Annotated in this window: 23 protein-coding genes; 15 read left to right on the top strand and 8 right to left on the bottom strand. The window is 65.2% G+C overall.

The features are described from left to right. Window positions 1-2: 2 nt before the first annotated feature. Together mnmA and AOP74_RS08440 are read right to left on the bottom strand one after the other, a co-directional pair. Window positions 3-1088 carry a tRNA 2-thiouridine(34) synthase MnmA gene (gene mnmA / locus AOP74_RS08445; RefSeq protein WP_061961825.1) on the bottom strand — a complete coding sequence of 362 codons (1086 nt, stop codon included), beginning with the start codon at window positions 1086-1088 and terminating at the stop codon, window positions 3-5. Window positions 1089-1158: 70 nt separating this feature from the next. Next, the gene (locus AOP74_RS08440) at window positions 1159-1866 is read right to left on the bottom strand and encodes a tyrosine-protein phosphatase (protein ID WP_082096141.1); all 708 of its coding nucleotides are present in this window, start codon (window positions 1864-1866) and stop codon (window positions 1159-1161) included. 57 nt (window positions 1867-1923) lie between these two features. Here AOP74_RS08440 and AOP74_RS08435 point away from each other — a divergent pair, with 57 nt between their 5' ends. Next, window positions 1924-2970, top strand: coding sequence for a S8 family serine peptidase (locus AOP74_RS08435; protein ID WP_201774303.1), 1047 nt, complete (start codon window positions 1924-1926; stop codon window positions 2968-2970). Here the strand turns inward: AOP74_RS08435 and AOP74_RS08430 are convergent. After that, window positions 2957-3550: an NAD-dependent epimerase/dehydratase family protein gene (locus AOP74_RS08430; protein WP_061961823.1), complete on the bottom strand. Its 594-nt coding sequence runs from the start codon at window positions 3548-3550 to the stop codon at window positions 2957-2959. The genes AOP74_RS08435 and AOP74_RS08430 overlap by 14 nt on opposite strands. Before the next feature lie 25 nt (window positions 3551-3575). Beyond that, on the bottom strand, window positions 3576-4751 hold the full coding sequence (locus AOP74_RS08425; protein ID WP_061961822.1) for a cysteine desulfurase family protein: 1176 nt from the start codon (window positions 4749-4751) through the stop codon (window positions 3576-3578). Window positions 4752-4789: 38 nt separating this feature from the next. On the opposite strand from AOP74_RS08425, the gene AOP74_RS08420 reads away from it, so the two are divergent. Then, the gene (locus tag AOP74_RS08420; protein ID WP_061961821.1) at window positions 4790-5206 is read left to right on the top strand and encodes a hypothetical protein; all 417 of its coding nucleotides are present in this window, start codon (window positions 4790-4792) and stop codon (window positions 5204-5206) included. Between the two features lie 64 nt (window positions 5207-5270). Here AOP74_RS08420 and AOP74_RS08415 read toward each other — a convergent pair whose 3' ends face one another. Then, complete coding sequence (locus tag AOP74_RS08415) at window positions 5271-7991, bottom strand: ExeM/NucH family extracellular endonuclease (protein ID WP_061961820.1); 2721 nt, start codon at window positions 7989-7991, stop codon at window positions 5271-5273. Between the two features lie 148 nt (window positions 7992-8139). On the opposite strand from AOP74_RS08415, the gene AOP74_RS08410 reads away from it, so the two are divergent. Further along, window positions 8140-8964, top strand: coding sequence for an SDR family NAD(P)-dependent oxidoreductase (locus AOP74_RS08410; RefSeq protein ID WP_061961819.1), 825 nt, complete (start codon window positions 8140-8142; stop codon window positions 8962-8964). A 14-nt stretch (window positions 8965-8978) separates the two neighbouring features. Here AOP74_RS08410 and AOP74_RS08405 read toward each other — a convergent pair whose 3' ends face one another. Genes AOP74_RS08405 through AOP74_RS08395 form a run of 3 tightly spaced genes read right to left on the bottom strand, consistent with a single transcriptional unit; the run spans window position 8979 to window position 11684 of the window. Next, window positions 8979-9938 carry a formylglycine-generating enzyme family protein gene (locus AOP74_RS08405; protein WP_061961818.1) on the bottom strand — a complete coding sequence of 320 codons (960 nt, stop codon included), beginning with the start codon at window positions 9936-9938 and terminating at the stop codon, window positions 8979-8981. A 10-nt stretch (window positions 9939-9948) separates the two neighbouring features. Continuing rightward, window positions 9949-10899 (bottom strand): electron transfer flavoprotein subunit alpha/FixB family protein, encoded by a 951-nt coding sequence (locus AOP74_RS08400; protein ID WP_061961817.1) that lies wholly within the window; start codon window positions 10897-10899, stop codon window positions 9949-9951. Beyond that, window positions 10896-11684 (bottom strand): electron transfer flavoprotein subunit beta/FixA family protein, encoded by a 789-nt coding sequence (locus tag AOP74_RS08395; protein WP_061961816.1) that lies wholly within the window; start codon window positions 11682-11684, stop codon window positions 10896-10898. The genes AOP74_RS08400 and AOP74_RS08395 overlap by 4 nt, the downstream gene beginning before the upstream one ends. 440 nt (window positions 11685-12124) lie before the next feature. On the opposite strand from AOP74_RS08395, the gene AOP74_RS08390 reads away from it, so the two are divergent. From AOP74_RS08390 to glgB, 12 genes are all read left to right on the top strand, one after another. Continuing rightward, on the top strand, window positions 12125-12346 hold the full coding sequence (locus tag AOP74_RS08390; RefSeq protein ID WP_061961815.1) for a hypothetical protein: 222 nt from the start codon (window positions 12125-12127) through the stop codon (window positions 12344-12346). Window positions 12347-12361: 15 nt separating this feature from the next. Further along, window positions 12362-13390: a peptidoglycan-binding domain-containing protein gene (locus tag AOP74_RS08385; RefSeq protein WP_061961814.1), complete on the top strand. Its 1029-nt coding sequence runs from the start codon at window positions 12362-12364 to the stop codon at window positions 13388-13390. Next, entirely contained in the window at window positions 13381-14034 is a 654-nt protein-coding gene (locus AOP74_RS08380; RefSeq protein WP_061961813.1) for an ABC transporter ATP-binding protein, read from the top strand. Before AOP74_RS08385 ends, AOP74_RS08380 begins: the two co-directional genes overlap by 10 nt. Next, window positions 14031-15161 (top strand): hypothetical protein, encoded by a 1131-nt coding sequence (locus AOP74_RS08375; protein WP_061961812.1) that lies wholly within the window; start codon window positions 14031-14033, stop codon window positions 15159-15161. The genes AOP74_RS08380 and AOP74_RS08375 overlap by 4 nt, the downstream gene beginning before the upstream one ends. 250 nt (window positions 15162-15411) lie before the next feature. Beyond that, on the top strand, window positions 15412-15714 hold the full coding sequence (locus tag AOP74_RS08370) for a hypothetical protein (RefSeq protein ID WP_152649226.1): 303 nt from the start codon (window positions 15412-15414) through the stop codon (window positions 15712-15714). 8 nt (window positions 15715-15722) lie between these two features. After that, on the top strand, window positions 15723-16361 hold the full coding sequence (locus AOP74_RS08365) for a hypothetical protein (protein ID WP_152649225.1): 639 nt from the start codon (window positions 15723-15725) through the stop codon (window positions 16359-16361). Between the two features lie 614 nt (window positions 16362-16975). Next, window positions 16976-17497: a hypothetical protein gene (locus tag AOP74_RS08360; protein ID WP_061961809.1), complete on the top strand. Its 522-nt coding sequence runs from the start codon at window positions 16976-16978 to the stop codon at window positions 17495-17497. A 109-nt stretch (window positions 17498-17606) separates the two neighbouring features. After that, on the top strand, window positions 17607-18242 hold the full coding sequence (locus AOP74_RS08355; RefSeq protein WP_061961808.1) for a DUF5701 family protein: 636 nt from the start codon (window positions 17607-17609) through the stop codon (window positions 18240-18242). Between the two features lie 81 nt (window positions 18243-18323). Further along, complete coding sequence (glgX, locus tag AOP74_RS08350) at window positions 18324-20459, top strand: glycogen debranching protein GlgX (protein WP_082096140.1); 2136 nt, start codon at window positions 18324-18326, stop codon at window positions 20457-20459. 79 nt (window positions 20460-20538) lie between these two features. Next, complete coding sequence (locus tag AOP74_RS08345; protein WP_152649224.1) at window positions 20539-21555, top strand: LacI family DNA-binding transcriptional regulator; 1017 nt, start codon at window positions 20539-20541, stop codon at window positions 21553-21555. Window positions 21556-21695: 140 nt separating this feature from the next. After that, complete coding sequence (locus tag AOP74_RS08340; protein ID WP_061961806.1) at window positions 21696-23693, top strand: alpha-1,4-glucan--maltose-1-phosphate maltosyltransferase; 1998 nt, start codon at window positions 21696-21698, stop codon at window positions 23691-23693. Window positions 23694-23737: 44 nt separating this feature from the next. Beyond that, the gene (gene glgB / locus AOP74_RS08335; protein ID WP_061961805.1) at window positions 23738-25909 is read left to right on the top strand and encodes a 1,4-alpha-glucan branching protein GlgB; all 2172 of its coding nucleotides are present in this window, start codon (window positions 23738-23740) and stop codon (window positions 25907-25909) included. Window positions 25910-25936: the final 27 nt, after the last annotated feature.

The raw sequence follows: 25936 nt of genomic DNA, 5'->3' as shown, positions 1-25936 counted from the left end.
GCTTAGACGTCGCGGGCGGCGAGCGTCGCCTGGCCCAGCACACGCGTGCCGTCGTAAACGACGAGCGACTGCCCCGCTGCGACCCCGCGCATCGGCGTGTCGAGCTCGACCATCAAGCGGTCTCCGGAGCGCACCACCGTGCCAGGCGTGGTCGCGCCGTGAGCACGCACCTGAGCCTCACATTGCGTGGGTATGTCCGCCGGGACGTCCGGTGCGAGCCAAACAGACTCATCCCCTACCAGGGTGGATACCGACAGCAGCGTCTCAGGGCCCACGGTGACGACATTGCGCTGGGTGTCGACGCCGGTGACATAGCGCGGCGCCCCATCCGGAGCCGGGCGCCCGATTCCGAGCCCCTTGCGCTGGCCCACTGTGTACGCGTACGCGCCGTCGTGCGAACCGACCACGGAGCCGGACTCATCCTGAATCTCGCCGGGCTTCTCCCCTAGCTCGCGCTGGAGGAAGCCCTTGGTGTCACCGTCCGCGACAAAGCAGATGTCGTAGGAGTCGGGCTTATTCGACACTCCAAGGCCCCGGGCCGCGGCCTCCGCACGCACCTCTGCCTTGGACGCCATGTCCCCGAGCGGGAACATCGACTGCGCGACCTTCTCAGGCCCCATGACCGCCAGCACGTACGACTGATCCTTGAGGGGGTCGCGAGCGCGGTGCAGTTCACGCACGCCATCGTCGCGAATCTCGATGCGTGCGTAGTGACCGGTCGCAACCGCATCAAAGTCCAGCGCCGCCGCACGCTCAAGCAAGGTGTCGAACTTGATGTGCTCGTTGCAGCGCACGCACGGATTAGGAGTGCGGCCAGCGGCGTATTCGGACAGGAAGTCCTTCACGACGGTGTCGTGAAACTCGTCGGAGAGGTCCCATACGTAGTACGGGATACCGAGCTTGTCGGCCGCGCGGCGAGCGTCGTTGCTGTCCTCGATCGAGCAGCACCCGCGAGAGCCAGACCGGAATTGATCGCGATTGCGGCTCAGCGCCATGTGGACACCGACAACATCGTGCCCGGCCTCGACGGCGCGCGCAGCGGCGACGGCAGAGTCAACTCCGCCGGACAGGGCAGCGAGCACGCGCATGATGAGGACCTTTCAGATTGATTGCCCATCCATGGTACGCGTCTTGTAGCGGGCCGATGCCGGGGTCCAGCTACGCGAGCAAACGCGCCTTGAGCGTGGCGAGGGTGTCCTCGTCGCCTCCGTTGTCGAGGTACCAGGCGTGAGTGCCGCCTGCGCCTTCCCAGCGATCGAGCACGACCTCGATGGCGTGCGCCGGCGCCGCGAACACCTCGGGCGGAACGGAACTCAAGGCCGCCTGAGCGAACTCGGTGGACAGGCCGCGCATCATGCGCGCGATGACGGCTTCCATGTGCGGACCCGTGGCGCAATAGTCAGCCACGATGCGTTCGCGATCTACCCCCAGAAGCGACAGAACCAGCGCGGCCAAGACGCCGGTGCGGTCCTTGCCTACGGAACAGTGGAACAGCACTGGTAGTTCGTCGGAAGCGAGTTCATGAACCGCGGAGACCAAGGCCCGCGCGGCGGCTCCCTCGGTCATGTGGAGGTAGAGCGCCTCGAGCGACTCAAGTGTGGCCCGTGCCTGCTCTCCCGTGAGATTGGCCTCATCCAAGATCTCGAGATCCACGATGCGACTCTCGGCGGCGAGCCCGTGAGGGCGGCCCTTTTCCTGTGCACCGCGCAGGTCAAGCACTGTTGCCGGCGGCCACGGATTGAGGCCTTCGGGCGCGCTATCGCCTTCAGCCGGCGCGTCTGAGCGGTAATAAACGCCAGCACGCAGGCCCGGCGCGGCATCGGCCATATCCCTCACATTGGCCAGGCACGAACCCTCTGTGGTCATGAATTGCTCCCCTTCACGCGGTGGCACTCACCCTAGCGCGCGACAACCTCGTGCCTCGTGCGGGAACGTGCTCGCGAGGATGGCGCCGACGCGTACAACCTGGAAGAATCCGGTGCCATGCGCCGTCCCCTCATCGCCACCGTCCTGACCGCTGGCATCGTGCTCACCTCCGTAGCTTGCTCGTCCCCGAGCGACCCAACCACCGCGAAGGACCCCCTGCGCGATGAGCAGTGGAGTCTCGACGCGATCCGGATCCCCGAGGTCTGGTCACAGGGCTACACCGGCGAGGACATCGTGATCGCCGTCGTCGATACAGGCGTCGACACCACGCACCCCGATCTGCGCCACCACAGCGTCGACGGCTACGACTTCGTCGATGATGATGACGACCCCAAGGACGAGAACGGTCACGGCACCCACGTCGCCGGAATCGCCGCCGCAGCCGCGAATGACAAGGGGATCATCGGTGCCGCCCCGAACGCCAAGATCATGCCCCTGCGCGTGCTGGACGCCTCCGGCGCGGGTGGCAATGAGGACATCGCCGCCGCAATCGACTGGGCCGTCGAGAACGACGCTGACGTTATCAATCTCTCGCTGGACGAGACCGGGCTGCTCGGTCGCATCGAGAAGGGTGGCGTCATCAACGACTCGATTTCCGCGGCCTTCGAGGCGGGCGTGCTCGTCGTCGCCGCGTCAGGCAACTCCGCAGAGGTGGGACAGCAGTACCAGCTCGACACCGAGGTGTTGGTTGTCAACGCCTCGAACGAGCTAGAACTGCCCGCGATCTACACGAACTCCGGCGACTTCCGCGCGGTATCTGCCCCCGGATCGCGCATTGTCTCCTCAGTGCCGACCTACCCCACCACGATCTTTGCGGAAGGATCCGACGGCTACGAGACCCTGTCCGGAACCTCGATGGCGTCGCCGCTGGTCGCGGGATCGGTCGCGCTACTCCTGTCCGCGGGCGTGCCCCACGATCAGGTCTTTGGGCTTCTGACGGACACGGCGATCAACCACTGGGAGTCCGAGCGGCTCGACGCCGGCATCGTGGACATCGCCGCGGCACTCAACGAGGCCGTCGCGCAGGGCCTTACGGACGGGTAATCCCGCTATCGCGGACTTCGACGACGCCACCGGGCTCGTCGATGAGGCGCGCGGTCGCCTGTGCCGCGGCGTCGACGTGCACCACGTCGGGGCCTGACGGCGCCCGCTCGGCCCACGTACCGGGCCCATAGAACTGACCGTAGCGCACGACTTGTCCGTGCACTCCAAGAACCGCGGCTTCCAGGTAGTCGATGGCTCGCTGGGCCTGGCGCGGTAGCGAGAACGCGACCGACTGGGCGACGACGCGCGCGTCGACAGCCGTGGCCGCGGCCACCAGATTGTCCGTGCCGATGGTGCGAATCCGCCCCAGCGCGCGCACCTTGAACAGCAGCGCCAGTTTGGAATCTGGCAGGTCAGTCACCTGGTGCATGACGAGGTCCGGCCGATGCTTGCTTACGACCGCACGCACGGCGTCAGCATCCAGGATGTCGACCTGGATACCGGTGGCGCCCGCCGCATTAATCCCGTCAACGTGCGCGGCGGTGCGTGTCAGCCCAATCACCTCGTGGCCGCCATCTTGCAGAAGCGGAATCAGTCGCGACCCGATCACGCCGGAGGCACCAGCAAGCACAATGCGCATGCGCCCACGCTAGTGGCCGCGTGAACTAACCGCGCGGGATGCGTCGCGCTCGTTCCACGGCCTCGGGAAGTACGGCGAGCAGGGCGTCGATGTCCGCGGCCGTGGTGGTGTGCCCCAGGGAGAACCGCATCGTCGAGGCTGCGTCGGCGGGCGAATAGCCCATCGCCATCAGTACATGCGAAGACTGGTGGACTCCCGCCGAGCAGGCCGCGCCGGTGGACGACTGAATCCCATGACTGTCGAGCATGAACATCAGCGCGTCGGGGTCGGCGCCGGGAAAGCACAGGTGAATATTGCCCGGAAGCCGTCCCGGTCCCAGCGGCGCCCCGGTGAGCGTCACATCGGGAACGGCCCCACGGATCCTGGCCACGGCATCGGCCTGAAGCGCCCGCAACCGTGCGGCCTCGTCCTCAACCTCCGCCACAGCGTCTGCAATCGCGACTGATCCCGCAGCAAACCCCGCGGCATCCAACGTGCCAGAGCGCACCTGGCGCTCCTGTCCCCCGCCGTGCGAGACGGGCGTCATGCGCACGTCACGGCGCACCACAAGTGCGCCCACGCCCACCGGTCCCCCGGCCTTGTGGGCACTGAGCGACAGTGCAGTGACGCCGCTGTCGGAAAAAGACACCGGCACATGGCCCACGGCCTGAACGGCGTCGGTGTGCATCGGAATTGCGTGGTCGGCCGCGAGCGCGGCGATCTGCGCGACCGGCTGGATTGTGCCGATCTCATTGTTGGCCCACATCACAGAGATCAGTGCGGTGCGCTCGGATTTCTCAGCGAGCTCACTACGCAGCCACTCCACATCGACCACTCCGGCGCGGTCGACCGGAATGAGCACGAGTTCCGCGCCGTGGTGAGCGGCTAGCCATTCGGCTGGCTCGAGGACGGCGTGGTGTTCGACTGCGGAGACAAGAATGCGGGTGCGCGCCGGATCCCCGTCGTGGCGGTCCCAGAACAGGCCCTTGATCGCGAGGTTGTCAGCCTCCGTCCCGCCAGAGGTCCACACAATCTCCGACGGCGCAGCATCCACGGCGGATGCCAGCCGCTCCCGCGCATCGTCAACCACCGATCGCGCCTTGCGACCAGCCGCATGCGAGGCCGAAGGGTTGCCCACGAGCCCTGCCAACCGCGCTTGTTCACGCGCGGCGGCCTCAGTCATGGGCGTCGTGGCCGCGTGATCGAGGTAGTGGGTGTCCATGCGTCGCAAGTGTACGGAACGGCCATTAGCGTGGTGGCATGGAAATACCTGGTTCGCCCGAGCTTCATCAGCTGGCTTTGATGGCCCTCGATCACGGTGCTGCGTCCGCTGAGAACGGCCCCGTGATCCCCTTCACTGTGGAGGAAGATTCCGAAGGCAAGCGCAGCGTGACGCGCTTTGATGCCGGGACGCTCGAGGCCAGCGTGGCGACCGCACACGACCACGCCGGCGAGTCGGAGGCGGCACGGATCGCGTTGTGCTTCGACGGCTTCGTCACGCTCGACGACGGTCGCTTTGACGCCGTGTGGGTGATCGCTCAAGACCGCTCTGAGGAGCAGGCCCTGACGTTCTATCAGCGCTACAGCACCGCACACTCCGCACAGGGCTACACGGTCATCGGTAACGCTGGGTACGGCGGCGAGAACGACCCGATCTTCGGCACCGACGAAGCCTAACCCCGGACATAGAAAGGGCCGATGCCGTGGCGACCACAGCATCGGCCCTCCCTTAAGGGTCGCGTTAGCCAGCCGAGCAGGCTTCACCGTTCAGGGTGAACTCGGAGACGTCAACTGCGCCGTCGGGGGAGCTTCCGACGAAGCCGATGGTCACGGACCGGCCGGGCTTGATGGCGCCGTTCCAGTGCATCGAATCGACTGTCACCGCGGAGCCATCCTGGTTCCAGGTTCCAGCCCAGCCGTTGGTCACGGCCTCACCGGCGCCGAAGTCGAAGCCCAACTCCCAGCCGCTGATGGCCTCATCCCCCGTGTTGGTGATCCACAACTGCGAGATGAACCCGCCGGGCCACTGACCGTTGATGTCATAGGACACCGAGCAGGTGGGCTCCGGAGTGAACAGGTCCAGCCCAATCAGAACGGGGTCGTGGTCTGACGTGCGGTACATGTCAGGTGCGTACAGGCTCTCGATCTGCGCGGCCGACTTGAAGTCGGTGTTGTAGTCGAGCACGCCCGGTTCGTCGGCGTTGATGTGCATGTGCGCGGCGTCGCTCACCTGCTCCACCATCGATGCGGAGCCAAACGCGTAGTCGAGAGAGCCCCACTGGCCGTCGAACACGTAGGAGTAGTCCTGAGCGAGGTCCACGTAGCCTGCATCGCGCAGTACGTCGATGGGGTCTTCCTGGGCGTAGGAGTTCAGGTCGCCCATGATGATGACGTCCTCGTCCACCACACCGGTGGGTGAGGTGTCGAGCCAGTCCACGAGGGCCTCGGCACCCAGGCGGCGGGTCTCGTTCCAGCAGGCTGCGCCATCGCCCAGGTCGGAGTCGGGGCCACTGTCCGCGCAGCTGCCCTTGGACTTCCAGTGGTTGGCGACTGCGGTGAAGGTCTCCCCCGTTGCCACCTCCTCGAAGGTCTGGGCCAGTGAGGGGCGGTTGCGGTCGTCGTCAAAGCGCTCGTCGACACTGGAGTCCAGCACCGCGAAGTCGCCGGCCTCGGCCACAGCAGCAGAGTCGTACAGGAGTCCCACGCGGATCACGTCGGTCCCGATGACCCCGGAGTCGACGTAGGTCCACGTCGTGGTGCCGGTGGCGGTGTTCATCGCGTCGGCAAGCACTGCAAGCGGCTCAGCGCCGGGGGTGTTCTCCATCTCCATGATCCCGACAACGTCAGCGTCGAGCTCGGACAGCGCGGCCACCAGCTTGGTGGTCTGACGCTCGAGCTCCTCGGCGGTGTCAGCGCCGCGGCAGTACTGCTTGTTGCCCTCAGGTCCGCAGATCTGGCCTGAGCCGTCGATCGTGGTGAAGAAGTTGAGCACGTTGAAGCTGGCGACCTGGAGTGATCCGCCGACGGCAGGGGCCTCCGTGGGGCGGCTGTTGCTGGCCTGGAAATCGGGCGTGGGAGCGTCGGCGCTCTGCGGGCGCACACGCCACGCGTTGCCCGATGCGGAGTTGCCGGCCCAGGTGTACGTCATCACACCGGTGAGGTCGATGACCGTGTCGCCGCCGCGGAGCGTGTTGTCCGCACTAAGGGGTGCACCGCCACGTCCCATCGGGTCGGCGTTTTGGAGGTTCAGCGCGTCGTCGACCTTGATGCGCGCGAGGTCGTTGCTTGCCTGCAGCTCGGCAGCCTCGGCCCCTGGCTCAACGACCGCGGTGGGCTGATCGAGCTTGCCGATACCCGACACCGAGACCTCGTTGAAGCGTCCCAGCAGGTACATCTCCGTCACGGTGAGCTCGTCGGGGAACGTGACGAACATGCCTTCGTAGCGCTCCGCGTAGTCCGCGTCGGGGAACGGGAGTGTCACGTCCGTCGGCGTGACCGAAGCGCCCGTTCCTACGTTTGTGACGGTCGCGAAACTCATCTGAGTCTGGCCCTGGTACTCGGAGACCTCACCGGTCACCGAGACCTCATCGCCCAGCGCGACTTCATTGGCGCCCGCGTTGAAGACGAAGATCGCCTCGGAGGTGGCGGGGTCATCGTCGTGCTCGCCATCGCGGCTCTGCACGTAGAAACCGCGCAGCGCGCCGGCGGCCGAGTCGCCTTCGTAGTCAGCGACAACGACACCTTCCACTGTCACGTCCTGGCCGACGTACTCGGAGGTGTCGGTCGTGCCCTGGACGGTTCCGATCGGCAGCTGCGTTGCGTCGCCGCCGTCTCCGCCATCACCCCCATCGCCGCCATCTCCGCCGTCACCCGGGTCCGTCGTCCCCTCGGGCCCGCACACCGACTCGTGAGTGCCGAGTCCGTCCACGGTGTTCGACGCGAGCGACTCCCACTGGGATGCGTCATAGGTCGTGGCTCCCTCGCAGACGTCGGCATCACGCCGTAGCGTCACGTTCTGACCCCATGACGGCCGCTCCCCAACGACGCCCAGCGTGTCGATGATCGCGCCGTCCTTCACGAGCGTGACCGCGTCATCGCCGTTCCACTGGACGGAGCCGGTGGTCTGGTCCGCGAGCGCAGCGACGTCATTGGTGCTGGAGGTTGTCGAACTCGCGAGGACGTACACGTCGCCGGCGGCGAGCGTCCCAGTCAGATCGATGCTGGACGAGGGGCTCGTCACGCCGTTCTGGTACGGCTCGATTGCGTAGGCAGTCAGATCCACCTCTGAATCGGTGCCGTTGTAGATCTCAATGGCCTTGTTGAAGCCGGATCCTTCGACGTACTCGGAGACAATCAGGTCTTCGGAAAAGGCCGTGCCATCAGCAGCGCTGGCGGGGGCCGCGACGAGTGCGCCCACCCCCAACAGCGACGCCATTGTCACAGCACTGGTCACCACACGCATAGAAAACTCCCTGGTAGTTGAGGTCCTTCCACGCTAACCGCGTTGGCTCTCAGATTCGCGGCGAAACGGACAAATCGCCATGAACGTGCCGTGACGATTCCGTGACGCGGCCCCTAGGCTGAGAGGAAGCTACGACGAAGGAGACCCCATGGCTACCTGGTTCATCACCGGCTGCTCAACCGGCATCGGCCGGGCAGCGGCGGAAGCGGCTGCTGCCGATGGCGACACCGTCATCGCGACCGCCCGCAACACCGACACCCTCGATGACCTTGTGGCGCAGTATCCGGACACCGTCGTCGCCGTGCCGCTGGACGTCACCGACCGCGAAAGCATCGACGCCGCGGTCGCCACCGCCATCGCGCACGGCCCCATCGACGTTCTCGTCAACAACGCGGGAATCGGGTACTTCTCAACCATTGAGGAGTCCAATCCGGCCGATGCTCGGGCTGTGATGGACACGAATTTCTGGGGTTCCGCTGACGTCACCACGGCATTGCTGCCGCACCTGCGCGAGCAGCGAGCCGGGCACATCATCACCATCTCGTCGATTGCTGGGGTGCGCGGCTCTGCGGGCATGGGCTACTACTGCGCGTCGAAGTGGGCAATCTCAGGCTTCATGGAGTCGCTCGCCAAGGAGGTCGCGCACCTGGGCATTCGGGTGTCGGTCATTGAGCCGGGACCTGTCCTGTCGCAGTGGATTCCCTCAGGCGCGAAGGTGCGCGACATTCACCCGGACTACGCGGAGGTCATGGAGCCGTATTGGGAGCGGATCGACCGCCTCCCCGGCAACCAACCCGGCGACCCTCACGCGCTCGCGCGAGTACTGCTCCAGATCGCGGACCTTGAGGCTCCGCCGCTGCACTTGCTGGCCGGACGGCACGCGCTCACCCAAGGTGCCGCGAAGGCGAAGGCTCTCGCGGACGAGGTTCAGCAGTGGGAGCAACTGGGGTTGTCGATCGACATCCGCGCCTAGCGCACTGGCGCGGGCTAAGACATCGCGACGACGCGGAACCCGACGTTGCTGGCCGAGGAGTCAGGCGTGTTCTGGCTGCGCGAGTCAGTGCGGTAACGCCAGCAATAGGAGTCGTGGCACAGGAATGAACCGCCGCGAGTGACGCGCGCCTGCCCAGCCGCCGGACCCCGCGGGTCAAGCTTCAGTGACTCGCGGTAGTAGTTCGGCGAGAACCAGTCGGCGCACCACTCCCACACGTTTCCGGTGGGCTCGTAGAGGCCAAAGTCGTTGGCGGGAAAAGACTTCACGGGGCAGGTGCCGATGAAGCCGTCGTCACCGGTGTCGTTGCCCGGGAACTGTCCCTGGAACACATTCATGCGGTGCTGACCGCCGGGCTCGCGCTCGTCGCCCCACGGGAAGTGGTGGCCCTCACGTCCGCCGCGAGCGGCTCGCTCCCACTGCGCCTCGGTGGGCAACGAGACGCCAGCCCACTGCGCGTAGGCCTGGGCGTCGAACCAGCTCACGTGCACCACAGGGTGGTCGCCCATGTCGTCAATCGAGGACCCGGGGCCAAACGGGCTATTCCAGAATGCGCCCTGGACGTCTCGCCACCAGGGCACCTCCGCGACTGCGGGGGTGGGCGGGAAGTCGTCAGGCAAGAGCCCCGCGAAAACGAACGACGAGCCGAACTGCTCGGCCGTGGTCTGGTGCCCGGTCGCCTCGACAAAGCGCGCGAACTGCGCGTTCGTCACCGTGGTGGCGGAAATCTGGAAGGACGGCAACGTCACCTGGTGGATGGGACCCTCACCGTCGGCGCCGTAGCCCTGAGGATCTTCCGTCCCCATCGCAAACGTGCCACCGGGGATCTCACACCACTCGTGCGCCCCTGCGGATACACCAGCGGACCCTGCGCCGAGGCCTAGCGAGATGGGCTGAGGCCCCGAGTGCTCGTGGCCTTCTCCACCTTCGCGGCCGGGCGCGCAGCATGCATCCATGAGGTTCCCGCTAGCTGGCGCGGTGTTCCTTGATGCGCTCAATCGCCTGTGGGATGACGTCGAAGAGATTGCCCACGACACCGAAGTCGGAGATCTCGAAGATGGGGGCGTCCGGGTCCATGTTGATCGACACGATGGTGCCCGAGGCCTGCATGCCGCCACGGTGGTGCACCGCACCGGAAATGCCGCACGCGACATACAGCGCGGGCGTCACGGTGGTGCCGGTCTGGCCCACCATGTGCTCGTGGCTGATCCAGCCCTCGTCGGTGGCGTCGCGGGAAGCTCCCACGGCACCACCCAGCACCTCGGCCAGGTCGCTCACGAGCGAGTAGTCGCCGTTGGTGCCGCGTCCACCGGACACGACAACCGGAGCCTCTGCCAGGGGCGCGCTGTCGCTCTGCTCGACGGGCTCCACCGCCACCACGCGCTCGCGCGTCTCGGGAAGGTCCACGGACACCTCGACGACCGTCGCAGCCCCGGCGGACTCGGCCGGGGTGGCCTGCGTGGTGTTGGGGCGCACGCCCACGATCGCCTTGTCGGCATTGATCCGGGTGCGCACGTCCCACGTGGCGGCAAACACAGTCTGGAAGGTCTCGACCTTGCCGTCGACGAGCTCGGCACCCGCGGCGTCAACCACGACGCCGGCTCCGGTCGCGAGCGCAAGACGCGTCGCCACCTCCTTGGTGACGAACGTCGAAATCATGATCACGGCGTCGGCGTCCTCGGACGCCGCTCCCACGGCGACCGCGGCGCGGGAGGCGACCCGAGCATCGGCCGCATCGACGACGCGCACCTCGCTGGCGCCGTACTCGCCCAGCTGGTCCGCGGCATCGGCGCTAGGGGTCTCCCCCAGCCACACGGCCACGGGAGTGCCGAGCGAGCGGGCGAGCGTGAGCGCCTCAAGCGCGGGCCGGGTGACAGCGCCGTCGCGGTGGTCAATGAGTACTGCGACGGTCGTCATGCCAGTCCCTTCTCGATGAGGAAGTCTGCGAGTTGCGTGCCGGCGTCGCCGGTGTCGGTGACCTTGACGCGGTCGGCACGCGGCGGGCGCGGCGAAGCGTCCACCACCGTGGTGCGTGAGGCTCCTGCCCCCACCTCCGCGGGGTCAAGACCCAGGTCGCCGAGCGTCCACACGGTCACCGGCGCCTTGCGCGCGGCCATGATGAGTTTGAAGTTGGGGAAGCGCGGCTTGTTGGCCTCATCCGTCACAGAGACGACGGCGGGCAGTGGCGCCGCGAGTGTCTCGTGGGCATCAGCCAGGTGGCGCTCAATGGTCGCCTCGCCGTCGCTGACGGAGAGGGCCGATGCCAGGGTCAACTGGGACCAGTCGAGTTCCGCCGCGAGCGCGGTCGGCAGCATCGAGGTCAGGCCGTCCAGGGCCGCCATACCGGTGATGACGAGGTCCAGCGGGGCCTCCTCGTGCACCTTGCGCACGGCAGCCGCGATCACCTTTGCGGTTCCGAAGACGTCCGAGCCGGCGATCGCCTCGTCGGAGACATGCAGAGCGTGGTTGACGCCCAGCTGCAGGGCCTTACGGACCGCCGCCACAGCATCGGGCCCACCAACGGTGAGGGCGTAGACCTCTCCCTCGCCAGCGGCCTCGACGAGCTGGAGAGCTGCCTCAACGGCGTTCTCGTCGAGCTCGTTCATGGTGCCGTCTTCCGCCGAGCGCGTGACGCGACCGTCGGTGAAAGAACGCTGGGATTGGAGGTCGGGGGTGTGCTTGACCGTGACCAGAATTCGCATGGGTGTCAGCCTAGCGCGGTCTGCTCTCAGCCCTAGGCGGAGTCGCGCCCATGTCCCGCTGTGCCCGTACAAATGTGGGTCATTGAAACCTACCAACGATCGGTATTGTCCTGACAACGGACCCTTCCGGAACCAATGAAGAGAACCGGAATGACATGAGGAAGTTCGGGCCGATGCTCGCCAGGGGCCCTCACTGCAGCAGCCGCACCAAGGTTGCGCGACCAATGGCTATCTCGCGTACTCCGGCAGTCACAGTGTCGATCGGCGTTGGTTCACGGGCCAGATTGCGAGCGGCGTGTGGGCGAAGCGCAATGACAACGGATGCGCTACCTCAGTTAGCCAGCGCATCCGGCGGTGAGCAACCAGCCAAGGCACGCCCTGGCGCTGCACTGCCATGCCTACCGTCCCGATTCACAACAGAACGCACGCGCAGGCTCGGCATGAGAGGCGCAAGGCGCACTCACGACTCGTCGCTCGGAGCAACGGCACAGCAGTATGCGCCTCTGTTGCCCGCGATCAAGGAATGCCTCAGGCGGGAGGACGTCGATTTCGACGACAACGCTGACAACTTTATGGACTTCGTGGGACCCTCACAAGAACTCTTCCTGCGATCGGAGCAGCAGGTAGATTGCATGGCGGAGGCCGGCGTTGGCAGCTACTAGGAGATTCACTTCACTATGACTCGTTTTCGTTCAACTGGTGTGACCGTGGCGTTGGTCGCTGCAATTGGGGCCCCGCTGTTAGCTGCCGGAGTGTGGGTGTTTGCGGCGTCGGAGGAGTCGCCGCTCCAGGCGGCCACTCCGGCAGCACCGCTGGCGGGGACGGTGGAGACTGCGCAGCGCTCGGGTGAAACCAACGTGAGTGTCAAGGTTCAATACGCCACCGCCCTGTCCCCCACAACCCAGGCGAGTGGGACCGTCACGGCTATGCACGCATCGGCCGGAAGTAACGTTTCCCACGGCGACCTTTTGATGGTTGTGGATGCCGCTGAGGTGTTTGCGTACGCGGCGGATGCGCCCTTGTTTAGGGACGTATCGCGCGGTAATGACGGCACGGACGTGGCTATCGCCCAGCAACTTCTCATTGACTTGGGGTATCTCGAGGGCGAGGCCGACGGCGATGCGGGCTATGTCACCGAGCAAGCGATCAAGGAGTTCAACGAAGAACACGGCTATGGCAAGAACAACACGGTTATGTCGCGTGCTGCGGTGGTGTGGACTGGCCCCTCGAGCGCGACCGTCGACGAGATGAGCGTCGCTGTGGGCGACAGCGTCTCCCCCGGCACCGCGGTATTCAGCACCAGGGCGTCGATGAGCGCGATCGAGGTGACCGAGCCACCGACCATGAGCGCAGACGGTCCGCTGGTGTTGGACGTGGGCGGCGCGGTTGTCGACTACGAGGCCGGTTCCGGCTACGTCACCGCGCCTGAGTCGGTTGCGCTCATCGCAGACGCGCTGGGAGACCTGGGTGAAGGAGTGGGGATCACGCGCTTGGCAACACCTACGGAGGTCGCATCGGTTCCGGCACCGGCTGTGGTGACCGATGATGCTGGCCGCACCTGCGTCTTCCCCGACCTTACTGGCGACGCGGTCCCGATCACACCGCTGGGGGGCACCTTGGGCACAGTGGATGTTGACCTTTCGCTGGCGGGTGAGCCGCTGTTGCTGAATCCCCGGGAGGTCCGGGAGGACATCGCATGCGGCTAACGGCGCGCGAGATCTCATTCACGTACCCGAGCGGCGACCACGAAGTCCTGTCTCAGGTCACGTTTGACATCCCTGACGGCGCGTCGGCGGCGATCATTGGCCCGTCAGGATCAGGTAAGACGACGCTACTGTCCCTCATGGGGCACCTGTTGCCGTTGCAATCGGGCAGCATTCAGGCCGTTGACGCTGAGGGAGCGGAGCACTCGCTTGCCGACACCGCATCATGGGTGTTGCAAACCGTGTCACTGCTGCCCGACCGTAGCGCGGCAGACAACGTCATGATTGGTGCCTACTCCGATGGCGCCAGCAGGGCCGATGCTCGGGCCAGGGCGCGCGACTACCTCGCCCAGGTGGGGCTCGCCGGCCGTGAGGACGAGCCAGCGCGGATCCTGTCCGGTGGCGAGGCTCAACGCGTGGCGATCGCCCGTGCAATGGCCTCACACAGGCCCATCATCCTGGCTGACGAACCCACCGGGCAGCTCGATGCCACGACCTCGGCGAGCGTGCTGGAAGCCATGATCGGCGCGCACGGCCAACGGACCGTGGTCATCGTCACCCACGACCCGGCGGTTGCGCAGCGGTGCGACCTGGTGCTGGAACTGCGCGACGGACGCATCGTGGGCCACTCGGGTGCGCGCGTATGAGCCCCGCCTCTTCTCGTCGGCGAACCTGGCCCCTATCGCTGGCTGCCCGAGAGGGCCACGCCACGGCACGCACCGGACGGTGGACATCCGCGATCGTCGTCATCGCCACCACATGGCTGATTGCCGCCCCCGCCATTGCGGATGCCCTGGGCGTGACCCGGCTCATGGAAGCAGAACAGGACTGGATCGACGCCGGTGGGCACGTCTACGTCGTCACCGGCGCCACCGTGGACGGCGACCAACTCCCCATCCCCACGTCCGTGTGTGAATCCCTGGCGAGCTACGACGGCGTCGAGGCGTCTTTTGCCCTGGAACGCTCCGGCGCCACCGGTGCACTCGCCTCGGTCCCAGGCGGACGTGCCAGCGTATACTCCGCGACCTCAGGGTCGCTGCCATTCCTCGGCGTTGATGGGGACCCTCGCGGCATTGCGATCCTGTCCACTGGTTTCAGCGAGCGCACCGGCGTCCTGGACGACGAGACCATAGAAGTCATCCGGCAAGCCACTGACTCGACACCCAGCGCACGCACGGGCCTGGTCTCCTCACGCGTCGCGGATACCGCACCCATGGGCGACGAATTCGATGGCGCACTGCTGGTGCCATCCCTCCTGGGAGACACCGCGGACGTGTGCTACGTCGCCACCGACGCCGCACGCCACCAAGCAGTCGGAGACATCCTGCCCGGAGCCCTCGCCTACGACGGCCGCTCCGCCGTCGCCGCCGACCGCCTCTACTCCAACGAATTCACCGTCGACTACGCCACCGCCTACGAAGACCGCCCCCTGCGGTGGCTGTGGATAGCGTCGGCCCTCGCGCTCGGACTCATGTGGGCACTCGTCCAGTGGTTCCGCCGCTCCCACACCGCCATCTACGCCACCTTCGGAGTCCGCACCCCCGCACGTCTGACCATGCAGTTCAGTGAATGGGCCCTTCTCGCTCTTGCCGGCGCCGCCGCCGGCTGGGCACTCGGCATTACCGGAGCGCTCGCCTTGGGTGCCCGCACCAACCCCGCCCTCACCATCGTCAGCGCCCACACCGCACTCACCCTCGTCGGCGCGACCCTCATCGTCATCACGGTCGCCCTCAAACCGACCGGGACGCTCTTGAATGCCTTGAAGGACCGGTAGGAACGGGCCAATATTTCACGGCCGAACGCGCAATGCGAACGCGTCCGAGAGATTCTCGCGATGCTTGCCGTTCGTCCAGCTGTCGCTGAAAAAGTGACTCCGGGGCGCCGGAACCATGGCATTAACGCGCATACGCGCACCTATCACGGAGAACCTCCCTTGACACTCAATATGAGCAGCGATACGGTCATGCCGCTAGAGAATCTACGAGAATTGCAGATACTCCAGGGGAGGAAATGAAATGCGCAAAATGATTGCCACTCTAATCACGGCCGGATTCGTCACCGTAGCACTCGCTGGCCCTGCACACGCGGGCTCACACACATGGAACTACGAGAAGTCTCACTGGCATGGCAGCACTAACCACGGCCAATACTCCCTTTCGGGCCAATCGGCAATGAGGGCCTTCACCAAGCACTCGGACTGGGCAGACCTCCGTGTCACCGTCCGTTGGACGCAAAATGGCCAGACCGTCTATCAGGGTCCAGCGATTAACGATGATGTCGTGAGCATTACGACCACGCGAATCTCTTCCCACTACTCAGAGTGGTAGGCCGTTCAATGGGTACTTCCGTTGGGCATTCAGCGATCCCGGCCCTGATTGTGATGTCGGCAGTATTGGCCACAGCGGGTTGCGCAGAGGGAAACCCTCTCGAGGATCCAACTGCAGAGGGACAGTCATACTCGCAGCGATTGGAGTCGTATCTCGAGGAGGCGGAATCGGGCGGGGCCAGTGAGACTCAAATTAGCAATCTACGTGAGGCCCAGGAAGCGGGCGAAGTGCCCTACGAGACAATGCGCGCAGCTATCCAAAGAGCCGTCGAATGCATGACGGAGGCGGGCTTGGCCGCCTCCATCGTAGATGAGACGCGTGCGTCGGGGCTGGAGATCCCGATGTACCGCGCCTCGCACGGCGACGAGATTGACACAAAGACAGGTTGGGAATTGATCCGAACCTGTGAAGAGAGCGAGTCGTACTGGCTAAGCGCCGCATATCAGCAGCAACCGCGAGCCCGCGAACTGCTAGTCGGATTCGTGCAGTCGAAAGAAGAAGAGCTGCGCGAGTGTTTGAGTGAGAATGGCGTAGAAACCGACGACAACTCAGACGGCTGGGATCTAGCCACACTTGCACTGGAGCACATGGGCGCCGAACAGGACGGCTTTGACTGCTTGGGAGCTGTCGGCATCGACGGCTTGTAGATTCTTCGCGAGCAAGCCCGCGCGGCACAGGCCTAAGTGAAGCCTCAAGCCCAATTCCCGAAGGTTCGCAATTGCGCAACGCGTGCTAGCGTGTCAGACGCCGACCAACTATAGACTTGCAATTCATCTCGGGGGAGATATGAACTACAGGGCCACGCTCCAAAAAGTTGGGATTGCCACAGCAATTGCGCTTGCGGGAGCGACGACAATTGCGACGCCAGCAAGTGCCTACCACACCACATCGCCGCTTTACGCAAGCGATGGATCGATATACCTCAACGCAACGTGGGGACACCTAAGTTATGGGCATCGGTCTGCGTACGCCTATGGAGACAAAGACGATTACCATCTCGCCCTCTCTGGTCGGTGGACCGAACACGGGTCAACTGGATGGACTAGTTTCAAATGGAACAGCAGCGTTCACGGCGGCTATGTGTCTGTTTCTGCGTACGTTTGTGACGCAGTGAGACTGCGTTACTGATGAGGCGGCGCAAATGGGCTGTCATGACGCCTGCGGGAGACCAGTAACGCGAACGCCGATTGTGCCGTCGTTCGTGGCGTGCGCAATCGGAATAGCAGCGCTCGCGGGGTGTGCCACTCAGGAGGACAGTGGAGTGGACGGCACATTCGATAATCTTGTCGACGAGGCACTAGAAGATGCCCAATCGAGCGGGGCGGCACAATCCCAAGTCGCCCTACTCACCGAGGCTCAGGAACGTGGCGAAATGCCAGTCGAGTCTGCCCGTGCCGCCGTCGAAGCGACCGTCGAGTGCTTTAACATCGCAGGCCTGAACGGAGAAGTCGTCGAGTCCACGGGTCGCGACGGGGTCGTCATTCCTGGCTACTCCGTCAGCGTTGTGGGTTCATGGGGACCTGAGCACGACGCCGCCGCAAACGACTGCGAGCTCCTGCACAGCGCGTGGGTCGACAAGGTCTATCAACTGCAACCCTCCGTCCAGGTGGCACGTGAGCAGTACGTCGAGAGCATCGCCGACGAACTCCGTGCTTGCCTCGAGGACGCGGGATACGAGACGGAACCGGATGCCACCGGAATCGAACTCTCCGCGCAAGCAGGCGACGTGGCGAGCGCGACGCGTGGTGAAGTGGACTGCCTGCGTACGACGGGCGCCCTGTAGCGGCACCTCGCGCACCCAGCCAGCTGCGGGTTTCCGCCCCCGCACACCTCGGGAACGTCGCGCACGCGCGAAGCGTTAGGCCTGAGCCGCCTAGCGATTGGAGTCGCACGTGTCCGACCTTCTCCTCGATTCCCAGGTAGATGCCTTTATTGCCAATGACCTTAATGGCCTCGCGGGCTTTGATGAGACGGCGTTCCGCGACCTCTTCGCACCGCTGCGGGCCACGGCAAGCCAACTTCCGCAGGACGCATTTCCGGACGACGGCGTTGTTCCCTACATCGCCGTGGTCGCAGACAGCCTGATCGACCCCGCAGTGCGCGTGCCACTCATGCGCCTTCCCGGCTCCACCGCGGAGGGCATTCTGGACCGCAACCACGGCGATGAAGGCCTGACCCCCTACGGCGACCGGCCCGAGCTCGACGTGCCCCAAGCATCGGCCTATCTCCTTGTGAATGTGCAGCGCGGCGACGAGTTCCGCGACGCGGCACCCCTGGACGCCACCACTCAGATCGCGGACCGCGAGCGCACACCCCTCACAATCGCAGAGGGCTTGTCGATCATGGCCGCGCATCCACAGTTCCTCAAGAAGAACCACTGCTTCATGCTCGCGGGTTCCACGCGTGGCGACAAGCGCGTGCCTGCGATCTGGATTTCGCAGAAGGCACCCAAGTTGGGCTGGTGCTTCGACAAGGTCCCGCACTCGTGGCTTGGCATCGCATCCGCGTCGCAGCGTGTGGCTGCCTGACACTTCGATTCAATCGCCAGCGGCAAGCGAAACGCTCACATTGCCCCTGGTCAGAACTTACAAGATCGGCACAATAGACACATGACCATTGATGGAGTCGTCCCTTCCCCTACTCCCCACCGCCTTGGCGTGCACACCGTGGACGGCGGTGCAGTCGTCGGCGTCTACGCAGGTAATGCGACCGCGGTCGACCTGTGCCTGTTCGACAACGAGGACAACGAGACCCGCGTCGCGCTGCACGGCCCCACTGCGGGCGTGTGGCATGCGTTCGTTCCGGGCATTGGCGAGGGCCAGCGCTACGGCTTCCGCGCCGACGGACCCTGGGCGCCCAAGAAGGGGCACCGCTACAACTCGAACAAGCTGCTCATTGACCCTTACGCCCGGGGCCTTGAGGGCGACCTCGTTCCGATGACCGACGACTCCGCTCACGCGCTGCTGTCGAACCGCGATGAGGCCGACACCGCTCCCTTGGTACCGAAGTCCGTGGTGACGGCAGAGCCCGGCGGGTCGTGGCAGACGCCTCACCCGCGCATTCCGTGGGCGGACACCGTCATTTACGAACTGCACGTCAAGGGCTTCACCCAGCAGATGCAGGACATCCCCAAGCACCTCCGCGGTACATACGCCGGACTCGCTCACCCCGCGTCGATCGAATACCTGACGAATCTTGGCGTCACGACCGTGGAACTTCTGCCGGTTCACGCGTTCGCGTCCGAGCCGCACCTGGACCAAGCGGGCCTCAGCAACTACTGGGGATACTCGACGATGGGCTTCTTCGCGCCCCACTCTCCCTACGCGACTGAGGAAGCGCGGTCCAAGGGTGCGCAGGGTGTGCTGGATGAGTTCGTCGGAATGGTCGACCTGCTTCACCAGGCCGGACTCGAAGTCATCCTCGACGTGGTCTACAACCACACGGCCGAGGCTGGCTGGGGCGACCGCGTCCTGTCCTGGCGTGGACTGGACAACCAGGGGTACTACCGCAGCCAGCCCAACTCTCCCGGCCACTACGACGACACCACAGGTACTGGCAACACCCTCGATTTCCAAAACTCACGCGTGGTCCAGATGGCGATGGACTCGTTGCGGTACTGGACGCAGGAAGTCGGCGTCGATGGCTTCCGCTTTGACCTCGCGGCGACGCTGGGCCGCACGGGTCACGGATTCTCCACGCGCCACCCCTTCCTGGTCGCGGCCACGATGGACTCGCTCGTGGGCGGCACCAAGCTCATTGCGGAACCCTGGGATGTGGGCATGGGCGGCTGGCAGGTCGGAAACTTCCCCGCGCCCATGGCCGAATGGAACGACCGCTTCCGCGACAAAATGCGCACGTTTTGGCTCCGCGACTCTGCGCGCGGCGGACGCAACCACCCCACCGCACCCGAGCTCGCGACGCGCCTGGCTGGCTCTGCCGACCTGTTCGGCCACACCGATCCGCCGCTGATGCGCGGGCCCATCGCATCGGTCAACTTCGTGACGTGCCACGACGGCTTCACGCTTCACGATCTCACCGCCTACAACGGCAAGCACAACGAGGCCAATGGCGAAGACAACCGGGACGGCACGGACAATAACCGGTCGTGGAACCACGGCATCGAGGGCCACACCGACGAGGTGGAAGTCAACATGTTCCGCCGTCGGTCCATGCGGAACCTGCTCGGTTCTGTCCTGCTGAGCGCGGGAACGCCCATGGTGCTCGCGGGAGACGAGTTCGGCAACACCCAACACGGCAATAACAACGCCTACTGCCAAGACAACGAGATCTCCTGGCTGGACTGGCAGCTTGCGCCGTGGCAGGCGGATCTACGCGTGAGCGTTCAACACCTCATCGCACTACGCCGCGAGAACCGTGTGCTGCGGCCGTCGGAGTTCTACGAGGGCCACGACATCAACCCCGACGACGACCGGCCGCGCGCTGACTCCGCTTGGTTCACGGCGGACGGCGAGCCCGAGTCCGAGGAGTGGTGGGAAGACCCCGGCACGCGCGTGGTTCAGTTCATGCGCTCCCTGTCGGAAGAGGGCGAGGCCGATGCTCTCATCGTCATCAACGGCAGCCGCGACGCGGTCGAGATCACGATCCCCGCAGACGAAGGCGGCGCCTGGGAGTTGGTGTGGGACTCGGCCTGGGACTCCCCTGTCGGCATTCCCGTCGAGACGTTCCAGCCCGGCGATAAGCAGTCGATCGAGGAACTGACGACCCAGGTCTACCTGTCTCGTTAACAGGGCCGATGCTTGGGTGAGGTCTGAGCGGACCCCACCCAAGCATCGACTCTTCCCTTCACGCGCGGCGATAGAGTCTGTGACCGTGACCAGCCCCGCGAAACGCAAACCGACCATCCGCGACGTCGCGGCGACCGCAGGAGTCTCCCGCGGCACGGTCTCGCGCGTACTGAACGGCGGCCACTGGGTTTCGCCCGATGCGCGCGAGAAGGTCGAGGCCGCAATGCAGGCCACGGGCTACCACGCCAATCACCACGCCCGCTCGCTCGCCACCGGCCGCGCGGACTCGATCGCTTTCCTCCTCACCGAGCCGCAACACTTGCTGGTTGCGGACCCCACGTTCGCGATCCTGTTGCGCGGAGCCGCGGAAGCGCTTGCGAAGAAGGGCAAGACGCTCGTGCTGCTGGTGGCCGGCAGTGAAGCAGAGCGCGCCAACGTGGCTCAGTTCGTGGGAGCAGGGCACGTCGATGGCGTGCTGCTTATCTCGTCTCACGAGGCAGACCCGCTCATCGACACCCTCATCGAGACCGGCGTGCCGACGGTGGCCTGCGGCATCCCCCTCGGACACGAAGACCAGGTCCCGACGGTTTCCGTTGATGAAGTGGGCTCCGCGCGTATCGCCACGGAACACTTGAGGTCCCTGGGCCGCACTCGAATCGCGCACATCACGGGTCCCGAGGACACGCCCGGTGGACGATTCCGCCGCGTCGGTTACCGCGACGCCCTGGGAAAGCTCCACGACCCAGACCTAGAAGAGGCGGGCGACTTCTCGCGCGAATCTGGGCGGGAGGCCATGGCGCGCTTGCTCGATCGCGCACCTGACGTCGACGCCGTGTTCGCTGCCTCCGACCGGATGGCGGCAGGTGCCATTGTGGAGTTGCGAGAACGGGGCAAGCGCGTGCCCGAGGATGTAGCGGTAGTCGGGTTCGATGACTCCGGGCTCGCCGCCAACTTCGAACCGCCCATGACGACTATGCACCAGCCCTTCGACGACATCTCCGCCGCGATGGTGGAACTGGTGCTCGCTGCATCTTCTGGCCGTGAAGCGGACTCGGTCACTCTGCCCGCCTCGCTGGTGGTCCGCGCCAGCGCATAGCTCTGCGCTCGACCCTCACCCAGCATTGGCCCGTCTCCACCCTCACCGCGGACGCGGAACACGGCATTTACCTGCCGCGAGCGCGTAATTGACCCGAGTCGCGGCTACACAGCGAGCGCTGTTCACTGTAGGTTCGACGTATGGCCTTCCCAGGAGAATTGTCGGTCGGACGCATTCCAGTGGTGGGCGTGGGGCCCTCCCTCGAAGAGGGACGCTGGGCTGCCCGCGCCGTAGTCGGTGAAGCGGTGCCCATTTGGGCCACGATCTTTCGCGAAGGACACGATTCCGAGGGCGCCACAGTCGTCGTGACACGCCCCGACGGCAAGCGCGACAGCGTCCCGATGCCCCTCAAGGACTTCGGCAACGCGCAATACGAAACCACCTACATCCCGTACCTCGAAGGCATGCACACCTTCAGGGTCGAGGCGTGGTCTGACCCGTACGCCACGTGGGCACATGCCGCCGAGCTGAAGGTCGCCGCCGGCGTGGATGTGCAACTCATGCTGGACGAAGGCGTCGACGTCCTGACGCGCGCCCTCGCTGTGCGCCGCAAGGCCGCACGCAAGGACCTCCTGAATGCGGCTGTCGCGGCCCTCAAGAACGTCAAGCTTCCGCCCGAGCGACGCCTCGCGCCTGCGATCAGCGACGACGTCAAGGAAGAACTCACGGAGCGTCCATTGCGTGAGTGGGTCACCCCCTCACGCGAGTATCCCCTGCTGGTCCAGCGAGAAAAGGCCCTGGTCAGCGCCTGGTACGAGATCTTCCCCAGGTCGGAGGGCGCCAAGCTCAGCAAGCGCACCGGCGAGTGGAAGACGGGCACGTTCACAACCGCCGCGAAGCGCCTGCCAGCGATCGCCGAGATGGGCTTCGACGTCGTGTACCTCACGCCGATCCACCCCATCGGCCTCACCCACCGCAAGGGCCGCAACAACTCGCTTCAGGCCGAGCCCACCGACCCCGGAAGCCCGTATGCCATCGGCGCCGCGGAGGGCGGCCACGACGCGATCCACCCGGAACTTGGGACGATGCGGCAGTTCAAGTCGTTCGTGAAGGCTGCAGCTGACAACGGGCTCGAGGTGGCGCTTGATCTCGCGCTGCAGTGCTCGCCAGACCACCCGTGGGTCACTGAGCACCCAGAGTGGTTCACGACGCGCCTCGATGGCACGATCGCTTACGCCGAGAACCCTCCCAAGAAGTATCAGGACATCTATCCGCTGAACTTCGACAACGACCCCGAAGGTGTCTACCAAGCCGTACGCGAAGTTGTCCAGGTGTGGATCGATGCGGGCGTCACGCTGTTCCGCGTTGACAATCCCCACACCAAACCGTTGACGTTCTGGGAGCGACTGCTCGCGGACGTCGCCCGGACCCATCCCGAGGTCATCTTCTTGTCGGAAGCCTTCACCAGGCCCGCCATGATGCACACTCTCGCGCGCATCGGCTTCCACCAGTCCTACACGTACTTCACATGGCGCCCCACCGCAGAGGAAATGGGTGAGTACCTCGAGGAGGTCTCGGGCGAATCCAGCTACTACATGCGCCCCAACTTCTGGCCCACCACGCACGACATCCTCACGCCGGACATGCAGGCCGGGGGCGCGCCGCTCTATCAAGCCCGTGCCGTCCTCGCAGGTACGGGAGCCCCGTCATACGGGATCTACACCGGCTACGAACTCGTGGAGAACGTTCCGCGGCCAGGCGTAGAAGAGCAGATCGACAACGAGAAGTACGAGTTCAAGCAACGCGACTGGTCGCGGGCAGAGGCACTCGGCGTCAAGGACGTGATCACCAAGGTCAATGCCGCCCGCAAGCGTCACGTGTCACTACGCCGCCTGCGCGGACTCACGGTGCACACTTCGTCAAACCCGCAGATCCTGGCCTACTCGAGACACGTGCCTGCCGAGGAATCACCGACGGGCAAGGCGGACACCGTGCTCGTGGTTGTCAGCTTCGCGCCCCACGAGGTACACGACGCAATCATTCGCCTCGACATGGAGTCGATCGACCTGACCGACGATGCCCGTATGGTCGTGGATGACGCACTCACCGAACAGACCTTTACCTGGGGCAAGGAGTTTTACGTGAAGTTGGATCCCGCAGACACTATGGCGCACGTCGCGCAGGTGCGGATTCCATGACTCACACTCAGCACCCCCACACACCAATCGAGAGGCGGTAGCGCATGGCAGCCAAGGACTTCGATCCGGGAGTGCTTGCCGAGATCGCGGCAGGAACCCATCACGAGCCACACGCCGTCCTGGGACCGCACGCCGGTGTCGATGGACAGACCATCCGGGTGCTCCGGCCGCTCGCAACGAGCGTGCGGATCGAGACCCTGGACGGCACGTTCGCTGCGGAGCACGAGCATGAAGGCGTCTGGCGCGCTGACATCCCCGGTGAAACCGCTCCCGACTACCGCGTTCTCGTCACCTATGACGGCGAGGAGGCGAGGCAAGACGACCCCTACCGCTTCATGCCGAGCCTGGGTGAACTGGACCTCCATCTGATCCGCGAGGGTCGCCACGAGCGCCTGTGGGCCGTGCTTGGTGCCAATGTGCAGACGTACGCCTCTGTCTTGGGCGATGTCACCGGAACATCGTTCGCGGTATGGGCCCCCAACGCCCGCGCAATCCGCCTGGTCGGTGACTTCAATCACTGGCAAGGTTCCGGCCACGCAATGCGCTCGCTGGGCGCCTCCGGTGTCTGGGAGCTGTTTGTCCCCGACATCGGCGATGGCACGCGCTACAAGTTTGAGATCCTCGGCAAGGACGGCACGTGGCGGCAGAAGGCCGACCCCATGGCTCGCCGCGCGGAGGTCCCGCCACAGACCGCATCCGTCGTCACCAATTCCACGTACTCCTGGAATGACGACCGCTGGATCACTCGGCGTGCCCAAACCGAAGCGCACCGCGCGCCCATGAGCGTCTACGAAATCCACCTTGGGTCCTGGAAGCAAGGGCTCGGGTACCGCGACATGGCCACGGAGTTGGTCAACTACGTCAAGGAGATGAACTTCACGCACGTGGAGTTCATGCCTGTCATGGAACACCCGTTCGGCGGTTCCTGGGGATACCAAGTCTCCGGCTACTACTCCCCCACGGCGCGCTTCGGCACACCCGACGAGCTCCGCCATCTCATCGACACGCTCCACCAAGCCGGCATCGGTGTGATTCTGGACTGGGTTCCGGGCCACTTCCCCAAGGACGAGTGGGCGCTTGGCCGCTTCGATGGCACGCCGCTGTACGAGCACCCGGACCCACTGCGAGGTGAACAGCCCGACTGGGGCACGTACATCTTTGACTTTGGCCGCCCCGAGGTCCGCAACTTCCTCGTGGCGAACGCCGTGTACTGGCTCGATGAGTTCCACATTGACGGACTGCGCGTCGACGCCGTGGCCTCGATGCTCTACCTCGACTATTCGCGCCAGGCAGGTCAGTGGCGTCCCAACGTGCACGGTGGCCGCGAAAACCTCGACGCCATCGCCTTCCTCCAAGAGGCCAACGCCACGGCGTACCGCACCAACCCTGGCATTGTCATGATCGCCGAGGAGTCCACAGCGTGGCCGGGCGTCACCCAGCCCACGTCAGCGGGCGGTCTGGGCTTTGGCCTCAAGTGGAACATGGGCTGGATGAACGACACCCTGCGGTACTTGGGCGAGGAGACCATCAACCGGTCTTACCACCACCACAGCGCAACGTTCTCCCTGATGTATGCCTTCTCCGAGCAGTTCATGCTGCCCCTCAGTCACGACGAGGTGGTGCACGGCAAGGGCTCGCTCATGGACCGCATGCCCGGCGACCACTGGCAAAAGGTGGCCGGCCTCCGGTCGCTGCTGGCGTACCAGTGGGCGCATCCTGGCAAGCAGTTGCTGTTCATGGGCTGCGAGATTGGCCAGGAGGCGGAGTGGTCCGAGGGACGTTCCCTGGACTGGTGGCACCTCGATGACCCACTGCACGCGGGCCTCAAGGACCTCGTACGGGACCTCAACGCGATGTACCTCGACGTGCCCGCCTTGTGGGAGCGCGATTCCGACCCGCAGGGCTTCACGTGGATCGACGCGGACGACTCTGACCGCAACGTCCTCACGTTCCTGCGGTGGGACTCGCGCGGCGAGCCTGTGGCCGTTGCGATCAACTTCGCGGGAGTTCCCCACGAGAACTACCGGCTAGGGCTGCCCTCGGGCGGCGTCTGGGACGAGATTCTCAACACCGACTCGGAGCTGTACGGCGGATCTGGAGTGGGCAACCTGGGCCAGGTCGAGTCGCAGGCGCGACGCGTCGGCGACTGGGAGCAGTCGGCAATCGTGCGCCTGCCCCCGCTCGGTGCGGTCTTCTTCCGCCCCCACCGCGACTAGTCCTCTCAGCACAAAAGAAAAGAGCCC

This window comes from Demequina flava (genome assembly GCF_000975035.1).
Classification (GTDB): domain Bacteria; phylum Actinomycetota; class Actinomycetes; order Actinomycetales; family Demequinaceae; genus Demequina; species Demequina flava.
This window is presented reverse-complemented; position numbering and strand designations above follow the sequence as displayed.

Bases quoted from the DNA above. Each gene is read 5' to 3' on its own strand.
- mnmA (WP_061961825.1), bottom strand. From the start codon at position 1,088: ATGCGCGTGCTCGCTGCCCTGTCCGGCGGAGTTGACTCTGCCGTCGCC.
- AOP74_RS08440 (WP_082096141.1), bottom strand. From the start codon at position 1,866: ATGACCACAGAGGGTTCGTGCCTGGCCAATGTGAGGGATATGGCCGAT.
- AOP74_RS08430 (WP_061961823.1), bottom strand. From the start codon at position 3,550: ATGCGCATTGTGCTTGCTGGTGCCTCCGGCGTGATCGGGTCGCGACTG.
- AOP74_RS08425 (WP_061961822.1), bottom strand. From the start codon at position 4,751: ATGGACACCCACTACCTCGATCACGCGGCCACGACGCCCATGACTGAG.
- AOP74_RS08420 (WP_061961821.1), top strand. From the start codon at position 4,790: ATGGAAATACCTGGTTCGCCCGAGCTTCATCAGCTGGCTTTGATGGCC.
- AOP74_RS08415 (WP_061961820.1), bottom strand. From the start codon at position 7,991: ATGCGTGTGGTGACCAGTGCTGTGACAATGGCGTCGCTGTTGGGGGTG.
- AOP74_RS08410 (WP_061961819.1), top strand. From the start codon at position 8,140: ATGGCTACCTGGTTCATCACCGGCTGCTCAACCGGCATCGGCCGGGCA.
- AOP74_RS08405 (WP_061961818.1), bottom strand. From the start codon at position 9,938: ATGGATGCATGCTGCGCGCCCGGCCGCGAAGGTGGAGAAGGCCACGAG.
- AOP74_RS08400 (WP_061961817.1), bottom strand. From the start codon at position 10,899: ATGACGACCGTCGCAGTACTCATTGACCACCGCGACGGCGCTGTCACC.
- AOP74_RS08395 (WP_061961816.1), bottom strand. From the start codon at position 11,684: ATGCGAATTCTGGTCACGGTCAAGCACACCCCCGACCTCCAATCCCAG.
- AOP74_RS08390 (WP_061961815.1), top strand. From the start codon at position 12,125: ATGAGAGGCGCAAGGCGCACTCACGACTCGTCGCTCGGAGCAACGGCA.
- AOP74_RS08385 (WP_061961814.1), top strand. From the start codon at position 12,362: ATGACTCGTTTTCGTTCAACTGGTGTGACCGTGGCGTTGGTCGCTGCA.
- AOP74_RS08380 (WP_061961813.1), top strand. From the start codon at position 13,381: ATGCGGCTAACGGCGCGCGAGATCTCATTCACGTACCCGAGCGGCGAC.
- AOP74_RS08375 (WP_061961812.1), top strand. From the start codon at position 14,031: ATGAGCCCCGCCTCTTCTCGTCGGCGAACCTGGCCCCTATCGCTGGCT.
- AOP74_RS08370 (WP_152649226.1), top strand. From the start codon at position 15,412: ATGATTGCCACTCTAATCACGGCCGGATTCGTCACCGTAGCACTCGCT.
- AOP74_RS08365 (WP_152649225.1), top strand. From the start codon at position 15,723: ATGGGTACTTCCGTTGGGCATTCAGCGATCCCGGCCCTGATTGTGATG.
- glgX (WP_082096140.1), top strand. From the start codon at position 18,324: ATGACCATTGATGGAGTCGTCCCTTCCCCTACTCCCCACCGCCTTGGC.
- AOP74_RS08340 (WP_061961806.1), top strand. From the start codon at position 21,696: ATGGCCTTCCCAGGAGAATTGTCGGTCGGACGCATTCCAGTGGTGGGC.
- glgB (WP_061961805.1), top strand. From the start codon at position 23,738: ATGGCAGCCAAGGACTTCGATCCGGGAGTGCTTGCCGAGATCGCGGCA.